The 16,680-nt window shown below is 41.3% G+C and carries 18 protein-coding genes; 8 read left to right on the top strand and 10 right to left on the bottom strand.

Features of this window, described 5'->3' with window-relative positions; all coding sequences use genetic code 11:
* Positions 1–84 precede the first annotated feature (84 nt).
* The 7 genes from BM192_RS18085 to BM192_RS18055 all read right to left on the bottom strand — a co-directional run bounded on the left by BM192_RS18085 (position 85) and on the right by BM192_RS18055 (position 4,198).
* Positions 85–300 (bottom strand): CcmD family protein, encoded by a 216-nt coding sequence (locus BM192_RS18085; protein WP_037442175.1) that lies wholly within the window; start codon positions 298–300, stop codon positions 85–87.
* A gap of 51 nt (positions 301–351) precedes the next feature.
* Entirely contained in the window at positions 352–1,011 is a 660-nt protein-coding gene (ccsA, locus tag BM192_RS18080) for a cytochrome c biogenesis protein CcsA (RefSeq protein ID WP_037442200.1), read from the bottom strand.
* A 173-nt stretch (positions 1,012–1,184) separates the two neighbouring features.
* A complete protein-coding gene (locus tag BM192_RS18075; protein WP_037442177.1) occupies positions 1,185–1,844 on the bottom strand; it encodes a heme exporter protein CcmB in 660 nt (219 codons plus the stop codon).
* Positions 1,831–2,253: a hypothetical protein gene (locus BM192_RS18070; RefSeq protein ID WP_037442179.1), complete on the bottom strand. Its 423-nt coding sequence runs from the start codon at positions 2,251–2,253 to the stop codon at positions 1,831–1,833. The genes BM192_RS18075 and BM192_RS18070 overlap by 14 nt, the downstream gene beginning before the upstream one ends.
* Entirely contained in the window at positions 2,254–2,589 is a 336-nt protein-coding gene (gldC, locus tag BM192_RS18065) for a gliding motility protein GldC (RefSeq protein WP_037442181.1), read from the bottom strand.
* Between the two features lie 48 nt (positions 2,590–2,637).
* Positions 2,638–2,859, bottom strand: a complete 222-nt coding sequence (locus BM192_RS18060) for a hypothetical protein (protein WP_037442182.1) — start codon at positions 2,857–2,859, stop codon at positions 2,638–2,640.
* A 1-nt stretch (position 2,860) separates the two neighbouring features.
* On the bottom strand, positions 2,861–4,198 hold the full coding sequence (locus tag BM192_RS18055; protein WP_037442184.1) for a DEAD/DEAH box helicase: 1,338 nt from the start codon (positions 4,196–4,198) through the stop codon (positions 2,861–2,863).
* Between the two features lie 59 nt (positions 4,199–4,257).
* Between BM192_RS18055 and BM192_RS18050 the strand changes: the two genes are divergently transcribed.
* From BM192_RS18050 to BM192_RS18035, 4 genes are read left to right on the top strand one after another with little or no spacing between them, the layout of a single operon-like run.
* Positions 4,258–5,592 (top strand): dihydroorotase, encoded by a 1,335-nt coding sequence (locus BM192_RS18050; protein ID WP_037442202.1) that lies wholly within the window; start codon positions 4,258–4,260, stop codon positions 5,590–5,592.
* Positions 5,592–6,728 carry a DUF3810 domain-containing protein gene (locus BM192_RS18045; protein ID WP_051760017.1) on the top strand — a complete coding sequence of 379 codons (1,137 nt, stop codon included), beginning with the start codon at positions 5,592–5,594 and terminating at the stop codon, positions 6,726–6,728. Before BM192_RS18050 ends, BM192_RS18045 begins: the two co-directional genes overlap by 1 nt.
* A gap of 23 nt (positions 6,729–6,751) precedes the next feature.
* A complete protein-coding gene (gene hscA / locus BM192_RS18040) occupies positions 6,752–8,650 on the top strand; it encodes a Fe-S protein assembly chaperone HscA (RefSeq protein ID WP_037442186.1) in 1,899 nt (632 codons plus the stop codon).
* A gap of 56 nt (positions 8,651–8,706) precedes the next feature.
* The gene (locus BM192_RS18035) at positions 8,707–9,567 is read left to right on the top strand and encodes a zinc dependent phospholipase C family protein (RefSeq protein WP_074964066.1); all 861 of its coding nucleotides are present in this window, start codon (positions 8,707–8,709) and stop codon (positions 9,565–9,567) included.
* 5 nt (positions 9,568–9,572) lie between these two features.
* On the opposite strand, the gene BM192_RS18030 is transcribed toward BM192_RS18035, so the two are convergent.
* Both BM192_RS18030 and dnaN read right to left on the bottom strand, forming a co-directional pair.
* Positions 9,573–10,229: a VTT domain-containing protein gene (locus BM192_RS18030; RefSeq protein ID WP_037442188.1), complete on the bottom strand. Its 657-nt coding sequence runs from the start codon at positions 10,227–10,229 to the stop codon at positions 9,573–9,575.
* Between the two features lie 76 nt (positions 10,230–10,305).
* Positions 10,306–11,430 (bottom strand): DNA polymerase III subunit beta, encoded by a 1,125-nt coding sequence (gene dnaN, locus BM192_RS18025; RefSeq protein ID WP_037442190.1) that lies wholly within the window; start codon positions 11,428–11,430, stop codon positions 10,306–10,308.
* Positions 11,431–11,596: 166 nt separating this feature from the next.
* On the opposite strand from dnaN, the gene BM192_RS18020 reads away from it, so the two are divergent.
* Together BM192_RS18020 and BM192_RS18015 are read left to right on the top strand one after the other, a co-directional pair.
* Complete coding sequence (locus BM192_RS18020) at positions 11,597–12,214, top strand: YdeI/OmpD-associated family protein (RefSeq protein WP_037442192.1); 618 nt, start codon at positions 11,597–11,599, stop codon at positions 12,212–12,214.
* A 74-nt stretch (positions 12,215–12,288) separates the two neighbouring features.
* Complete coding sequence (locus BM192_RS18015; protein ID WP_070808213.1) at positions 12,289–13,260, top strand: glycerophosphodiester phosphodiesterase family protein; 972 nt, start codon at positions 12,289–12,291, stop codon at positions 13,258–13,260.
* Positions 13,261–13,330: 70 nt separating this feature from the next.
* Here BM192_RS18015 and BM192_RS18010 read toward each other — a convergent pair whose 3' ends face one another.
* A complete protein-coding gene (locus BM192_RS18010; RefSeq protein ID WP_074591428.1) occupies positions 13,331–13,888 on the bottom strand; it encodes an outer membrane beta-barrel protein in 558 nt (185 codons plus the stop codon).
* 235 nt (positions 13,889–14,123) lie between these two features.
* Between BM192_RS18010 and BM192_RS18005 the strand changes: the two genes are divergently transcribed.
* Positions 14,124–15,611, top strand: coding sequence for a glycine--tRNA ligase (locus BM192_RS18005; protein WP_037440520.1), 1,488 nt, complete (start codon positions 14,124–14,126; stop codon positions 15,609–15,611).
* A gap of 339 nt (positions 15,612–15,950) precedes the next feature.
* Entirely contained in the window at positions 15,951–16,667 is a 717-nt protein-coding gene (locus BM192_RS18000) for a CAP domain-containing protein (protein ID WP_037440522.1), read from the top strand.
* The last annotated feature ends 13 nt before the right edge of the window (positions 16,668–16,680 follow it).

Raw genomic sequence — 16,680 nt, 5'->3', positions numbered from 1 at the left:
TAATGCAAATAAATAATTGCTTAGTGTAAGACAAACACACGCTTAAAAATCAGCCAAAAAGCTGTGTTAAAGGATTTAAATAAATTATTTTCCTTCAGATTTTTTTTCGAGTTTTTTTACTCTGCGGTCAACAGAGAACAATAAAAACAACAACGCAAGTAAAATCAACAGTGCGCATGCTGCAACTACATAGATTTTTTCCGATCCGGCCAGTGTATCCACAACCGCAGATTCCTGAGGCTGAGCGAACAACTGCATAGAGACCAGCAGTAAAACAAAAGTAGTAGTTAAAGATTTCATGTATATAGAATTAAATATTTTCAATTTTGATTTGATAATTTGATCTGCTGATTAAAGCGTCTTCTTTTTTTCAAGTTTGGCTACCCTGGCCAGCAAGGTATAGATCCAGTAACCGATCATGATCCAGCCCGCACAGGCAGGATAAAAGACCATCCGCATTCTGCTGTCCAGATCGTAGGCGTTAAAACCAGGGTTACCGCCGTTTCCGGGGTGCAGACTATCACCAATACGCGGCAGGACAAATAACAACACGACCATCATCGGGAAAGCGAAAATATTATAGATTGCAGAGATCTTGGCTCTTTTCTGCTCTTCATCGATGGCATTCCGTAAAATCAAATAAGCGAAATATAATAACAGCGCAATTGCTGCGAAATTCTGCTTTACATCAAAACTCCAGGCCTGTCCCCAGGTGAAACGTGCCCAGATTGCTCCGGTAACAATGCCCAGAATACCAAATACAATACCGGCGTTTACACTTTGTACAGCTTTAAGATCACTATCCTCATTCCCGTTATTTAAGAACTTAATACTGTGAAAAACAGAGATCGAAAATAAAACGATCATGGCGAACCACATAGGCACATGAAAGTACAGGTTTCTAATACTTTGATGTAAAATGGGCAATGCCGGAACAGTGGACAGGAATCCGTATACCGTTGAATAGATGACAAGGACCGCCCCTAAAATTTTCCACCAGGATTGAGAAATATTCATTTATATAAAATTATTATTTTCAGTTTAAATTATTGTACAATTGGATGAACCCCGCCTAACGCGCTGGATTGAACCTTTAAAACTACTAAAAACTTCAGGAATAAGCTTAGAGCTTGTTTAAAATTCATCTGATCATCTAAATTTAAACAGGCTCTTAATTCCCTTATTTAATCTTTCCACAAATAAGGAAAAAGCAGTAATGAAAAAGCGGCAACCAACACATTTATAGTCAACAGTATTCCAATTTCATCCAGACTGACACTTCTGTCTAAGCCGTCTATTGCATTTTTACTTAATTTAATCAGTACGGTAATTACCGGAATAATTACCGGGAAGCTTAGGATAGACATGAGCATTCCGCCATTTCCTGCCTTGGACGCTATTGCCGATACCATAGTAAATATCATCGAAAAGCTGATGCTGCCTAAAATAGTTGCAATTATATACAACAGCATATCCTGTGGCACATAATCAAATACGAGCGTATAGAAAGCCAGCGCAATTAACGTAAGCAGCAGCATTAACAGCACATTATAAATTGTTTTGGAAATAATAAGTGCCAACGGACTTGCTATAGTATAAATATAGAGCTGTCTGCCCTTACTTTCTTGCAAAAAACTCTTGGATACTGCATTAATTGAGGCAAAAAGCATAATAATCCAGAATAAGGCATTCCAGGTAACTCCAGATAACGATACAAAAGAAAGAAAACATACGAAAATCGTGGAAACGACGTATAGAACGACGCCATTGAGTGCGTATTTAGATCTCCATTCCAGCAGGAGCTCTTTTCCAATCAGGAATTTAACTTCTTTAATTAACTGCATCCGGTGACAAAGATAATCCTGCAATTGGTTTTACAGGTCTGCGCATTGTAATCAATATACCTGAACCTGCAATTATTACCAGCCAGCCCCACTTATATTTAACCATTCCGGCAGCCAGATTAATTAGCTTTCGAAAATGAATAAAGCCGAAAAGATCATGCGATTTAAACCACACTGCAGCCAGGCTTAAGATTACCCAGATCAGCGCGGCCCATCCTGCAAAACGGATTGTACCCGGTTTATTTTTCCAGATTGCCCAGAAAGCGAGCAGGACGAAAAAATAATAGACCCCTCCCAAAAAAGGGTCTATACCAAAATAATTCCATGTACCCATAATCGGAACCCGGATTAAAGGGCAAAGTCCCCCTGCGGTGAGCAGAAGGACTCCTGTTACAGCTTGAAGTTTCATTTATTTACGCTGGTCGATTCCCATTTTATCTGCAAAATGCGCGCAATAATCTCTCAGGTCTTCTACAATCAATTTTTCACCCGTAGCTTTCAGGAAGCTATCACCCATAGTCTGCAGGGTTTCATAGAAAAAACGTTTCATTTCATCCACAGGCATATCCTTTGTCCACAGGTCGATACGCATGGAGTTTTTATAATTATGATCCCACAAAGCGAGCATCATCGACTTCACAGGAACTTTTTCTTTAGTTTCGGCATCAGTAGATTCCCAGGTTAAATTTTCCGGTACATTATTGTCGTCCAGCTCTACAGTTATTTTAATTTCAGCAGTCTTCATTTAGATATAATTGTTTTATACAGCATTTATTTGAATTACACGCGGGCTTTAGCCGATAACCATTTTAAAAATAATCATCAGCACCAGACTAAAAATCAGAAAGGCACATTCTACTACCCACAAATTGCGGGTCAAAGGTATAAACTTCCGGAAAATCAAATCTGAAATAAAAGCAATAATTGCCCCTAAAATATAAAGACCGGTCATACCCGAAAACACGCCCATGACCAGACATCCGGAAGTCACAATATTCAGCGGTGTAAGCTTCAATTTAGGTCTTTTTAAATTTACGTTTCTTCCAGGCCGGTGTTTTGTTCATTTTCTTTTTAGCCGACTCGACTGCTCTTGCCGCAATCGCTGCAGCATGTTTCTTCTCATGGAAAGCGCCTTTAAAGTCCGGATCATCCTTTCTTTTCTGGTTATCAATTTCCCGGGCAAGGAACTGACGTTCTTCATAAGGAGTTTCTTCAATGAAGACCTCCTCCGGAAGTGGCATTACGGGAATAGACTGACGCATCAGTTTCTCAATCTTAGTCACATAATACTTTTCGGCCTCTGTACAAAGCGTAATTGCATCGCCTTTAGCATAAGCACGGCCTGTACGCCCGATACGGTGCACATAATCTTCTATGATAATAGGAACATCGAAATTGATCACATGACTTACTTCCGAAACATCTATCCCTCTGGAAGCAACATCGGTAGCTACAAGAACCCTGATACTACCCTCTTTAAAAGAATTAATCGAGTTGATACGTGTGTTTTGTCCTTTATTCGCATGGATTACACGAACTGCATCTGCTCCGTAACGGCGTTCTATAAAACTAAAAATATTATCTGCTACTGTTTTCGTTTTGCAGAAGATAATCAACCTTTTAAAATCGATTTCATTCTTTAACAAATGCTGCAGCAGGTTAATTTTTGTCTTAAAATTAGGTACCTCGTAAAGAATCTGCGTAACGGTCTGTGCTGGTGTAGCCTGCTCTCCCGCTTCTATGATAGTTGGGTTTTTCAGGAAATCTCCGGCAATTTTATGTACCAGTTCGCTCATGGTAGCAGAGAACAGAAGGTTCTGTCTTCTGCGGGGCACGATCTCAAGAATCCGGTGGATAGAGCCGATAAAGCCCATATCCATCATCTTGTCTGCTTCGTCCAGTACCAGAAATTTAAGATATTGCGTGTTAATATGTCCGGCCAGGTAAATATCCAGGAAACGTCCTGGTGTGGCGATAATGATATCTACCCCTGCTTTTATTTGTTCAATCTGAGTTTTTGGTCCGATTCCGCCAAAAACAACAACCGATCTCAGATCTGTGTATTTAGAGAAAATTTTAACGTGCTCTGCAATCTGCATGGCAAGTTCACGTGTGGGCGCCAGAATTAATGCCCTTGCAGCATCAAACTGTGCATACTTAAGCTGCATTAATATAGGTAATACGTATGCAGCAGTTTTTCCTGTTCCTGTTTCAGCAATTCCAAAAATATCCTGTCCCGATAAAACCGGGGCAATTGCTTTTTCTTGAATAGGTGTCGCTACAGTAAAGCCTGCGTCGGCAACAGCATTAAGGATCTGTCTGTTCAGGTTAAACTCTTCAAATGATTTTGGCATTTTGCAAAGATACTATAAATAATAGGAAGGCTAATTCATTTTTTAATAGATTTGGCCCTATGAAGAGCATCCTAATTAAAGGCGCAACGCTGGTTAATGAAGGCCGGGTATTTGTTGCAGATGTGTATATCGAAAATGGTTTCATTGCAGAAATCGGCACAGAAATCAATAAAAAAGCAGATCAGGAAATCAATGCGGAAGGTCTCCACCTATTCCCCGGAATGATCGATGACCAGGTCCATTTCAGAGAGCCGGGGCTGACCCATAAAGCAGATATTTTTTCAGAAAGCATGGCTGCTGTTGCAGGTGGAATTACTTCTTTTATGGAGATGCCTAATACTGTACCCAATACATTGACACAAGAACTACTGGCAGATAAATATCAGATTGCTGCTGAGATGTCACTGGCCAACTATTCCTTTTTCATGGGCGCTTCGAATGACAACCTGGATGAAGTGCTGCGTACTGACCCGGCCAATGTCTGCGGAATTAAAGTATTCATGGGCTCCTCTACAGGGAATATGCTGGTTGATAATGCCACTGTGCTGGAGAACATCTTTTCTAAAGCACCGATACTGGTAGCCACGCATTGCGAAGACGAAATGACAATACAACGTAATCTGGCGGTATATAAAGAAAAATACGGAGACCAGCTGACCATTTCTATGCACCCGCTCATCCGCAGTGCAGAAGCTTGTTATCTTTCTTCATCCATGGCGGTGGAACTCGCAAAAAAACACAATACAAGATTACATATCCTGCATATTTCCACTGCAGCCGAAGTTGGCCTTTTTGATGCGGTCACACCACTCGCCGAAAAAAGGATCACAGCAGAAGCCTGTGTTCACCATTTATGGTTCGATGACCAGGATTATGCCGAAAAAGGTAATCTGATCAAATGGAATCCTGCAGTTAAAACCAGTGCAGACCGGGATGCGGTGCTACAAGGCGTACTGGATAACCATATCGATATCATCGCTACCGATCATGCTCCACATACGTTGGAAGAAAAATTGCAACCCTATATACAAGCACCTTCAGGCGGTCCTCTTGTACAACATGCTTTATCGGCCCTGCTGGAAATGTATCATCAGGGAAAAATAACACTGGAAAAAATTGCTGAGAAAACAGCCCATAATGTGGCAGTATGTTTTCAGATAGACCGCAGAGGTTATATCCGCGAAGGTTACTGGGCAGATTTAGTACTGGTAAACCTAAACGATCCGGTTAAAGTAACCAAGGCCAATATTCTCTATAAATGTGGATGGTCTCCTTTCGAGGGACAGACTTTTCAGTCTGAAATAACCCACACGATTATTTCAGGAAACCTGGCCTATATGAAAGGTAAATTTCTAACCAATAAAACTGGCCAGCGCATGGCATTTAACCGCTAATGCCGAGCCGGGTCCGGTATGAACTGCGCTGGCTTGCGCTTCCGGTATTGCTTTCTGCAATCATCTGGTGTATAGGCTTGAACAGCAGTCTGACGGAACAATTTTATAGCCTGGGATTCTATCCCGGGCTCTCAGCAATCTTACGCTGGCTAAGCGGCCAGTTTAATTTTGCGGCCGGAGACTTTATCTATCTAATTTTAGTTGGAATCCTTTGTGTTTCGCTCTTTCGTTTTACCAGAAAAGCCTGGCGGAGTCTGCCCGACAGAACCCTTTTATACAAAGCCCCGTTCAAAGCATTAAAACTTATTCTCTGGTTATATATTGTATTTAAGATTCTTTGGGGACTCAATTACAGTCGCCCATCTGTTGCCACTACCCTTGGTATCAGTAAAAAGAGCTATACAGCAGAGCAGCTCACCACGCTCGGAGAACAGTTAATCAGAGAGGTAAATACCTTATCTGCTGAGCTTGATCAACAAAAAGCCAGAAAATCCTATACAATTAAGGAACTCCAGTATGGAGCAACCATCGCGTATAAAAATCTGGCTGGCAGAAATCCATTATTTACCTACAAGAACCCGGTTGTTAAAGCTGTGCTTTCACAAGCCCTGATCAATAGAATCGGTCTGGAAGGTTATTATTGTCCGGTATCCGGAGAAGCCAATGTTAATATGGGGCTCCCGCCGGTATCCCTTCCTTTTGTAACCTGTCATGAAATCTCCCATCAGCTGGGAATCGCAAGGGAAGACGAAGCTAATCTGGCCGGATATCTTGCCTGCCTGAACAGTCCTGATCTGAATTTCCGCTATGCCGGGGTCTATTCAATTCTTCGAAATGTACTTTTTGAAATCCGCCTGATCGCTCCGGAGAAATTAGAGAAGCTCCGTGACCAGATTAATCCAGCCACTCAGGCCGATTACCGGGCTGAACAGGAGTTCTGGCAAAAATACAATGGCGATATGTCTGCTTATATGGGTACTGCACTGGATCAGTTCCTGAAAATAAACAATCAGACTAAAGGCGTTGACAGTTATCAGGATATTGTGATCTGGGTTTATAATCTGCAACTTGAGCACGCTCCTGCCCTGTTTCCTGCCTTTGAAAATAGTACGGGTTACAGACATAAAAACCAGTAAACATTCCTAAATTTGCCTGTATTATGGCAAAGATATCCATCAACCTGGCTACAGGTTCTTTACAAAAAGAAGAGATTATTGTAGGGATAGACCTGGGCACAACCAATAGTCTGGTCGCATTTATTGATCCTGACAAAAACCCAAAAGTTATTAATGATACAGGCAAGGGCTTACTTGTTCCTTCAATTGTGCATTTCAATACTGCAGGGGAAACTGTTGTCGGTCATGATGCAAGGGAGTTTCTGATATCTGACCCTGCCAACACTATATTTTCTGTAAAACGCTTGCTGGGCAGATCTTATAAAGATGTTGCAGCCCACCAGGATACTTTTAGCTATAAAATCATTGACGATGATAGTGACTCCCTGGTTAAAATTCAATCTGGCGGGCGCTTTTATACACCAGTAGATCTTTCAGCAGCCATTTTAAAAGAACTCAAAACCAGAGCAGAACACGCTTTAAAAACACCAGTTAACCGTGCGGTAATAACTGTCCCGGCTTACTTTAATGATACGCAGCGTCAGGCAACACGCGATGCCGGAAAACTGGCAGGTATCGATGTACTGAGAATCGTGAATGAGCCCACTGCTGCCAGTCTCGCCTATGGAATCGGACTGGATCCGCTGGAACATAAAACAATTGCTGTATACGATCTTGGCGGAGGCACATTTGATGTATCCATTCTGGCTATACAGCATGGGATTTTTGAAGTATTGTCTACGCATGGCAACACATTTCTAGGCGGAGACGATTTCGATAGAGCTATTGTACATTACTGGATCGAAAAAAATAAAATAGATGTGCAGGCATTACAGAAAAATTCGGGCTTAATGCAGCAATTACGTCTGAAAGCGGAAGAAGCGAAAAAAGCATTGACTACACAGAACCTGTTTAACGAGACCCTGGATATATCTTCATTTTCAGGCCTCAGCCCTGATGAATCTGCCGGTAAGATCTGGTGCACGATTAATAAACAAACTTTTGAAGACTTGATCGCACCGAAAGTAGCAGAAACCATGCTCTCTTGTAAACAAGCTATTGAAGATGCGGGAATTTCGGTGAGTGCTATAGATGAAGTGGTCCTTGTAGGCGGATCGACACGTACACCGTACGTTAAAGCGCAGGTTGCAGCCTTCTTTGGTAAAGCTCCCCACGATCAGCTTAACCCAGATGAGGTCGTTGCATTGGGTGCAGCTATTCAGGCAGACATTCTTGCCGGAAACCGGTCTGATATTTTGCTGCTTGACGTTACACCGCTTTCCCTGGGTATTGAAACCATGGGTGGACTTATGGACGTCATTATTCCCAGAAATGCCAAAGTTCCGACTAAAGGCGGCAGGCAGTATACAACTTCTGTAGACGGACAGGTTAATATGAAAATTTCTGTTTATCAGGGCGAACGTGACCTGGTTAAAGAAAACCGTAAACTGGCAGAATTTGAACTGAAAGGAATTCCCGCTATGCCGGCTGGTCTTCCAAAAGTAGATATTAACTTTCTGCTTAATGCCGACGGAATCCTTACTGTTCAGGCGATCGAACTTCGTTCGGGTGTAAAACAGGAAATTGACATTACCCCAAGTTATGGACTAACTGACGATACAGTTGAGAAAATGCTGGTGGACAGCATTACTCATGCAGAGGCAGATGTTGCAGAGAGAATGCGAATCGAAGCAAAATCTGAAGGTGAGCAATTACTTTATACCGCGGAACGTTTTGTAGAGAAGAACGGATATGTACTCACTGCAGAAGAAATTAGCCATACTAAAAACTATATTCAGCACCTTGCTGATGCACTTGCAGATGGAGATAAAGACCTGATCCTGAAAAAAGCTGATGAGCTCAATGAATTTACACGTCCCTTTGCAGAAAGGTTAATGGACATTGCGGTTTCTCAAGCCATGAAAGGTAAATCAATAGAATAAAAAGCAAAACAGAAATTCTTAACTGATATCGGCAGGCCTGAAGTAGTTTTACGAAAATGAAAAGTTTATTCATCTTCGCAGCACTCATCTTCTGCCTGCTTTTTTTTTGCTCCTGGGGTTTTCACGCACACACGAGGATCAACTACCTTGCCGTACTCACCTTACCTGAAGGCATGATCCGTTTTTATAAAAGCCATATCGGTTATTTATCTGCGCATGCTATAGATCCTGACAAGCGGAGATATACTGATCCGCAAGAAGGTCCAAGGCATTTCCTGGATACGGAAAATTACCATCATTGCATTGACAGTATTCCCCGCCGGTGGGAACACGCGCTGGAAAAATACGGCCTGGAACATTTACAGCAAAACGGGATCCTCCCATGGCATATACAAAAAAGTTATCTGCAATTGGTTGCCGCTTTTCGCGAACAGAATAAACGTCGTATCCTGCGCATTTCTGCCCATCTCGCACATTATGTTTCTGATGCTCATGTTCCTTTACATGCTACCCGAAATCATAATGGACAATACACCGGACAGACTGGTATCCATGCTTTGTGGGAAAGCTTGCTCCCTGAGTTATTTGATAAACAGTTTGATTTGATAACCGGGCCAGCCGTATATGTAGCTTCCCCTTTAGCAGAAGCGTGGCGTATAATAGCCACAAGCTATGAATTGGCCGATAGTGTATTACGTATAGAAGCCAGGCTCAGCGGAGAATTTCCAGCCTACCGTAAATATAGCTTCACGAAAAGAAAAGGGCTTCTGACCAGAAATTATTCACCTGAATACGCAAAAGCATATGACCAGAGACTTAACGGGATGGTAGAAAGGCAAATGCGTGGTGCAGTGGCCATGACCGGGTCACTATGGTATTCAGCATGGGTTGACGCGGGTCAGCCCATGCTGGAATAATTTAATTAGTCTATGGTTTCTTTCGGCTTGAACATTGACTTTAGAGCGGCAAAGACCACCGGTGCAAAAGTCACAATAGCGATGAAAGCGATAACAAGAGAGAAATTATCACGGATCAGCGGAATTTGTCCTAACAAGTAACCTGCAAATAGTAAACTTGCGATCCAAGCAATACCACCTACAATATTGTAGTATGTAAATCTGCCGAAAGGCATTTTAGCCACACCAGCTACAAACGGTGCGATAGTTCTGAAAATAGGCAGGAAACGACTGAAAATAATCGCCTTACCACCATGTTTCTCGAAAAACTCGTGTGATTTGTTATAATATTCTAGTTTCAGTATCCTGTTTTGCGGTTTAAACACCTTAACCCCAAAGAAACTTCCCAGTCTGTAATTCAAGCTGTTTCCCAAAATACCGGCTGCAGTAAGCAAGAAAAACATAATCCAGATATCCAGGCCTGTATTTCCCTTTGCAATAAGCGCTCCGACTGCAAAAAGCATAGAATCGCCGGGTAAAAATGGAGTTACAACAAAACCCGTTTCCGCGAAAATTATTATAAACAAGATCAGGTAAGTCCAAGTCTGGTAGTTACTGACCAGTTTTACCAATTCTACATCTGTATGCAGAATAAATTGTATAAGCTGATTGATGATATCCATAGGTCTGGTATTAAAACGTCAAATGCAGCATAAAATTCCAGCGCATTTGACATTTTAGAAAAAATCGTAAAAAATTTTAGTTGTAACTGTTTAGCATAACCGGCATAACCAGCATTAGCACATCCTCATTTTCATTATTAGTCTGAGGAATCAGCAAGCCTGCACGGTTTGGTGTAGACAGTTCCAGCGTAACTTCCTCACCAGATAAGTTACTTAACATTTCAATCAGGAAACGTGCATTGAAACCAATTTCAAGGTCTTCACCCTCATATTGGCAACTCAGACGTTCGTGGGCCTCATTTGCAAAGTCCAGATCTTCTGAAGAAATATTTAATTCACTTCCGTTGATTTTCAACCTAACCTGATGTGTGGTTTTATTAGCAAAAATTACCACACGACGCAGTGTATTCAAAAACAAAGCGCGGTCGATAATCAGTTTGTTAGGGTTATTCGCTGGAATTACAGCTTCGTAATCCGGATAACGCTCATCAATCAGACGGCATACCAGGTTAATATTTTCAAATTTAAAAAATGCGCTTGTTGCATTATAATCGACCGATACATTGATATCAGTTGAAGGAAGTGCAGCTTTTAACAGGGTCAAAGCTTTTTTAGGAAGAATAAAGGAAGCTGTTTTTTCAGCTTTGCTATCCATTCTTCTATATCTGACCAGTTTATGTGCATCTGTTGCCACAAACGTGATGAACTGATCTGACAACTGGCAGAATACACCGGTCATTGCAGGACGAAGCTCATCGTTGCTTACTGCAAAAATAGTTTTGGTAATCGCTTCTGTCAGTACAGCTGCAGGCAGGTTCACTGAAGATGCGTTTTCAACTACAGGTATTTTTGGGAAGTCATCTCCGTTTTCACCGCTCAGTTTATATTTTCCATCACCGGCGCTGATCTCAATGGAGAAAGTCGAATCGTCGATATTAAATGAAATTGGCTGGTCAGGAAGCGTTTTTAAAGTATCCAGCAGAATTCTTGCAGGAACGGCTACTTTACCCCCTTCTTTAGATTCAACCGGTAATGACGTAGTCATACTGGTTTGAAGGTCAGTTGCCGAAATCGTTAAATTACCCTCTTTAATCTCAAAAAGGAAATTTTCCAATATCGGTAAAACAGTGCTGCTGCTTGAGGCACCATTAACCGTTTGTAAATGTTTTAAAAGCGTTGATGTGGATACAATAAATCTCATAATATGATCTTGTCAAGTTCTCAAAAATATAAAAATTACCTCGCATACTTATACTCGCTGTAATAATGTTGAAAAATCGCCGCCATTATTATCTGATTTTTTGGAAAACAAATCAATATTATGATTTATTTGTTTTCTTATTTTAATCGTCATACAAAATCGACCTATGGAAAAATACGATCCCAGAATAGATAAATATATAGATGATGCAGCAGAATTTGCCAAACCAATTTTGAACCATCTCAGAACGCTGGTTCACCAGGCATGTCCCGAAATGAAAGAGACCATGAAATGGAGTTTTCCTCATTTCGAATATAAGGGAACTGTCTGCAGTATGGCGGCTTTTAAACAGCACTGTGCTTTCGGTTTCTGGAAAGCGGCACTCCTTCCCCCGGCAACGCAAGAATTAAGAAGCAGCGCTTCCGCAAATGCCATGGGACAGCTGGGCAAGATATGTTCACTGAACGATTTGCCTACCGACGACCTGTTGATTTCCAGTATTAAGTTTGCAGTTCAGCTTAACGAAGAAGGCGTTAAACTCAAAAAGAAACCTGCATCTCCAAAGACCGAACTGCTAATTCCTGAAGACTTTGCAAACCTTTTGGCGCAGGCAATAGCGGCTAAAAACCATTTCGAAAACTTCAGTTATTCTCAGAGGAAAGAATACCTGCAATGGATTACCGAAGCGAAAACAAAAGCAACGCGTGAAAAAAGGATGCAGACCGCCGTAGAATGGCTAGCGGATGGAAAGATCAGGAACTGGAAATACCTCGAAAAACCATAGCGTCGATGATGATTTAATATTGCCTTAACTTGAGCAGAAAGGAAGTTGATTAGTTTAGCGACGTGAAAAAACTAATGATACTAACAGCAGCAGTTTGTTTGACAGGCGCTGCATTCGGACAACAAAAATTAGACGTCCAGGGCCACCGTGGCGGTATGGGTTTAATGCCGGAAAACACTATTGCGGCAATGCTAAACGGTGTAAAGCTAGGGGTAAAAACCCTCGAACTGGATGTTGTTATATCCAGTGATGGCAAAGTGGTAGTGTCCCATGACCCATATATGTCAGCGGATTTCATGCTTAAACCTGATGGTTCTGAAATTACAAAAAAGGAACAGGCCGGCATAGCACTTTTCCAGATGAGCTACGATAGTATAAGTCATTTTGATGCCGGGCTCAAACCTCATCCGATGTTCCCGCAGCAGGTAAAAATGAAAACACATAAGCCACTGCTTTCTGAACTGATTGACAGCGTGGAAAATTATGTAAAAAAGAATCAGCTGAAACCTGTTTATTATAATATTGAAACAAAAATCTCTCCTGCAGGAGACGGGGTATATAATCCATCACCAGAAGTGTTCGTGACTACGTTAATGAAGGTATTAAACCCTAAAAACATCAATAACCGCATTACAATACAGTCATTCGACGTAAGAACTTTACAGATCCTGCATAAAACCGAACCCAAGTTAAAACTCTCTCTGCTGGCTTTTGGAAAAATGGATCTGTCTTCTGAATTAAAAAAAGCTGGCCTTGATAAAGAAAACCAGGAAAAAGTAAAACAGGCTATTCTGGCCTATGGTAAAGGTGGTATCGATGAAGATCTTAAAAAACTAGGTTTTACTCCTGATATTTACAGCCCACACTTCTCTTCAGTAGATGCCGGAATGGTAAAAAAAGCACATGAAAATAAAATGTTGATTTTACCCTGGACTGTGGACGAAGAAAAAGACATGGTCGAACTGGGAAAACTGGGTGTAGACGGAATCATTTCGAATTATCCAGATAGGCTTATCCGTTTATTTGGCAGTTATCAAACAAAATAAGACGGCGATATAAAAATCAATTCATAAAAAAAGGGCATCTGAAGATGCCCTTTTTTTATGAATTGATTTATTATAAACCAAAGTTATATGCCAGTCTTAATCCTACGAAATTTTTAACTGGTACAAATTGATTCTCGTTTTTTGCAGACCAGCCTTCATAGCGTGCACCAAGGTCGATTGAACCTTTATCAGCAACTGGAAATTCTACACCAATGCCAGGAGTATAGGCAAACGCCGTACCTGCACCATCACTGGTTCCAAATGACGCACCCACCTGTCCGCCTGCATAAAAATTCTCCGCAAGGAAATATTTAATCCCCACTTTTACCGGAACAGCGCTAAAATCACGCGCTTTAATAGTGATACCGCCAAAACCATATTCTTTACCTGTAAAAGTCAGGTAACCTGCACTTGCTGTGAAATTCAACCGATCTGCTATAGGTGTCTGGAATTCAAGCGAACCTCCATACCCTAATTTATAAACGTCACCGGTATTTCCAGTTGGAAAAGCAAAATCGGCCCCGATACCTAACTTAGCGCCTGACATAGCCGGGTCACGTACCTGAGCGGATGCGGTTGACCAAGCGAACATTCCTGCAAGAGCGGTAAGTAAAAAGATCTTTTTCATAATATGTGTATTTAAGTTTAGTAGCGCTTTTACGCTGATGTGATTAAATCAAAAAGCCGGCCAATTCAGATATAACCATCACAAAACACTAACAGTCAAGTATTTAATTTACTGAATATATCTTACAAAGAGTCAGTTTTATGTTGGTTTTTCCATGCAGTCTATTCATACCCAGCGACAAATTGGTGTTTATTCATATTTTAAATTACTCTTCAAATTCTATATTTGCAGTATTATGGCCAAAACGAATAACGACGAACAATTTAAAAATGTGATCTCTCATGCCAAGGAATATGGTTTCGTATTTCAAAGCAGCGAAATTTATGATGGATTAAGTGCCGTATATGACTACGGCCAGTTAGGTGCTGAACTAAAAAATAATATTAAAACCTATTGGTGGAAATCGATGGTTCAGCTACATGAAAATATTGTCGGAATTGATTCTGCAATATTTATGCATCCTAAAGTATGGAAAGCAAGTGGTCACGTAGACGGCTTCAGCGATCCTATGATCGACAATAAAGATTCGAAAAAACGTTATCGTGCAGACCAGTTACTGGAAGATAAAATTGCCCGTTATGAAAAGGACGGCAAAACAGATAAGGCTGCGCAGCTGCAGGCAGATATGGATCAGGCTTTGAAAGATGAGAATCTGCCACAGCTTAAAGTCCTGATTGAACAGCATGAAATCGCCTGCCCGGTCAGCGGTACAAAAAACTGGACAGATGTACGTCAGTTTAACCTGATGTTCAGTACCCAGTTCGGTGCAATGGCAGAAGGTGCCGAAGAAGTTTACCTGCGTCCGGAAACGGCTCAGGGAATCTTTGTGAACTTCCTGAACGTTCAGAAATCCGGCCGGATGAAAATTCCTTTTGGGATTGCCCAGATCGGAAAAGCTTTCCGGAATGAAGTTATTGCCAGACAGTTCATTATGCGTATGCGTGAGTTCGAACAAATGGAAATGCAATTCTTTGTTCGTCCGGGAGAAGAAATGAAATGGTATGCTTACTGGAAAGAAGCACGTTTAAAATGGCATACAGCATTGGGTACAGATCCTGCAAAATATAAATACCACGACCATGCAAAACTTGCGCATTACGCAAATGCTGCAGTTGATATAGAATTTGAATTCCCATTTGGCTTTAAAGAAGTAGAAGGTATTCACAGCCGTACTGATTTTGATCTAAGTCAGCACCAGGAGTTTTCAGGTAAAAAAATGCAATATTTTGATAATGACCTGAATGAAGAAGGAAAGCCATACGGAAACTATATTCCTTATGTCATCGAAACTTCTATCGGTCTGGACAGAATGTTCTTGCTCACTATGATTGGTGCTTTCGAAGAGCAGGATCTTTCTGAAGGCGAGAAAACCGACAGCCGCATTGTTTTACACCTGCACCCTTGCCTGGCCCCTATTAAAGTTGCAATTCTGCCTCTAACTAAAAAAGATGGTTTACCAGAAAAAGCGAAAGAAATCATGGACTTGCTTAAATTCGATCATAGCGTCGTTTATGAGGAAAAAGACTCTATTGGTAAACGTTACCGCAGACAAGATGCTATAGGTACCCCATTCTGTCTTACAATCGATCATCAGACCCTGGAAGATCAGACTGTAACCATCCGTCACCGTGACAGCATGGAACAGCAGCGTATCGAAATTAAAGATCTGGAGGAACTGATCTCAAGCAAAGTAAGCTGGAAAAACCTGCTGAGAAAATTATAAAATAGAAATAACGCGCCCGGTCATTAAATGACCGGGCTTTTTTGTGCCTTAGCAAATCACATTACTTCCCTGGCTGTGTATAGCGGGAAGTTATATGAATTGTAATAAATTTTAGGTAATTCCAGTTTTTCGACCACTTTTCTTCGGGGTTGCATTACCCTTGGTATACCCTTGCTATACCCTTGCTATACCGTTGGGATACCCTTGGTATACCCTTTGGGTAAAGGAAGGGTATACCAAGGGTATCCCAACGGTATATCAACCCCGAAGAATAGCAAATAAAAAGTAATAAAAAATTAAGCCGGAATAAGCGGAATACTCTTTGCTAACAAATGCTGGATGAAAAACTTAAGCTACACCCTATTGACCAGGCTGCTCCTTCTCCTGCTCATACAGATTGGACTATCAAACACACTCTGCGCACAAAGCCGGTCTTCAGCGAATACCTGGACTGCATTAGAACTTAAAAACGCAGATACTGCCAAAGATGCGCCGTATCTAAATGACGAAGAGAAAAAACTAATCTTTTATATGAATCTGGTCCGGACCAATGGCGAGAAGTTTTTCAACACCTACTTTCAGGATTTTACTAATGCATATAACCAGGAGATGCAGCAATACCGAAACTACAATGACCTGCGGGTAAACCGGAAAGACAAGTACTACCGCGGGCTGGAAAAAGACCTGAAAGATGTTAGAAACCTCCCCCTATTCGAACCAGATGAAACTTTAACCTGGGTTGCACAGCAACACGCCAAAGACCTTAAAAAAACGAATAAGGCCGGACATAACTCAAGTGATGGCAGATCGGTTAAGGACCGGATAACCCCATATTATCCAAACAGGGCAATGGCCGAGAACCTTGCTTTCGGATTTTCAAAAGGATTTGCAAATATCTGTATGCTGCTGCTGGACAAGAATGTAAATGATCTGGGCCACAGAAAAACGATTTTAAGTACAAAGAACAATTTGAAATATACGGGTGTAACTATCGGTACCCACCCCGGATACAGATACTGCGCTGTAATGGATTTTATATCGGGGCCGGCAGATTAAATAAAACGGAATT

The sequence above is a fragment of the Pedobacter antarcticus genome (assembly GCF_900112985.1).
In the GTDB taxonomy this organism is placed as follows: domain Bacteria; phylum Bacteroidota; class Bacteroidia; order Sphingobacteriales; family Sphingobacteriaceae; genus Pedobacter; species Pedobacter antarcticus.
The sequence above is the reverse complement of the archived record's forward strand: the minus strand, read 5'-3'. Positions and strand labels throughout refer to the sequence as shown.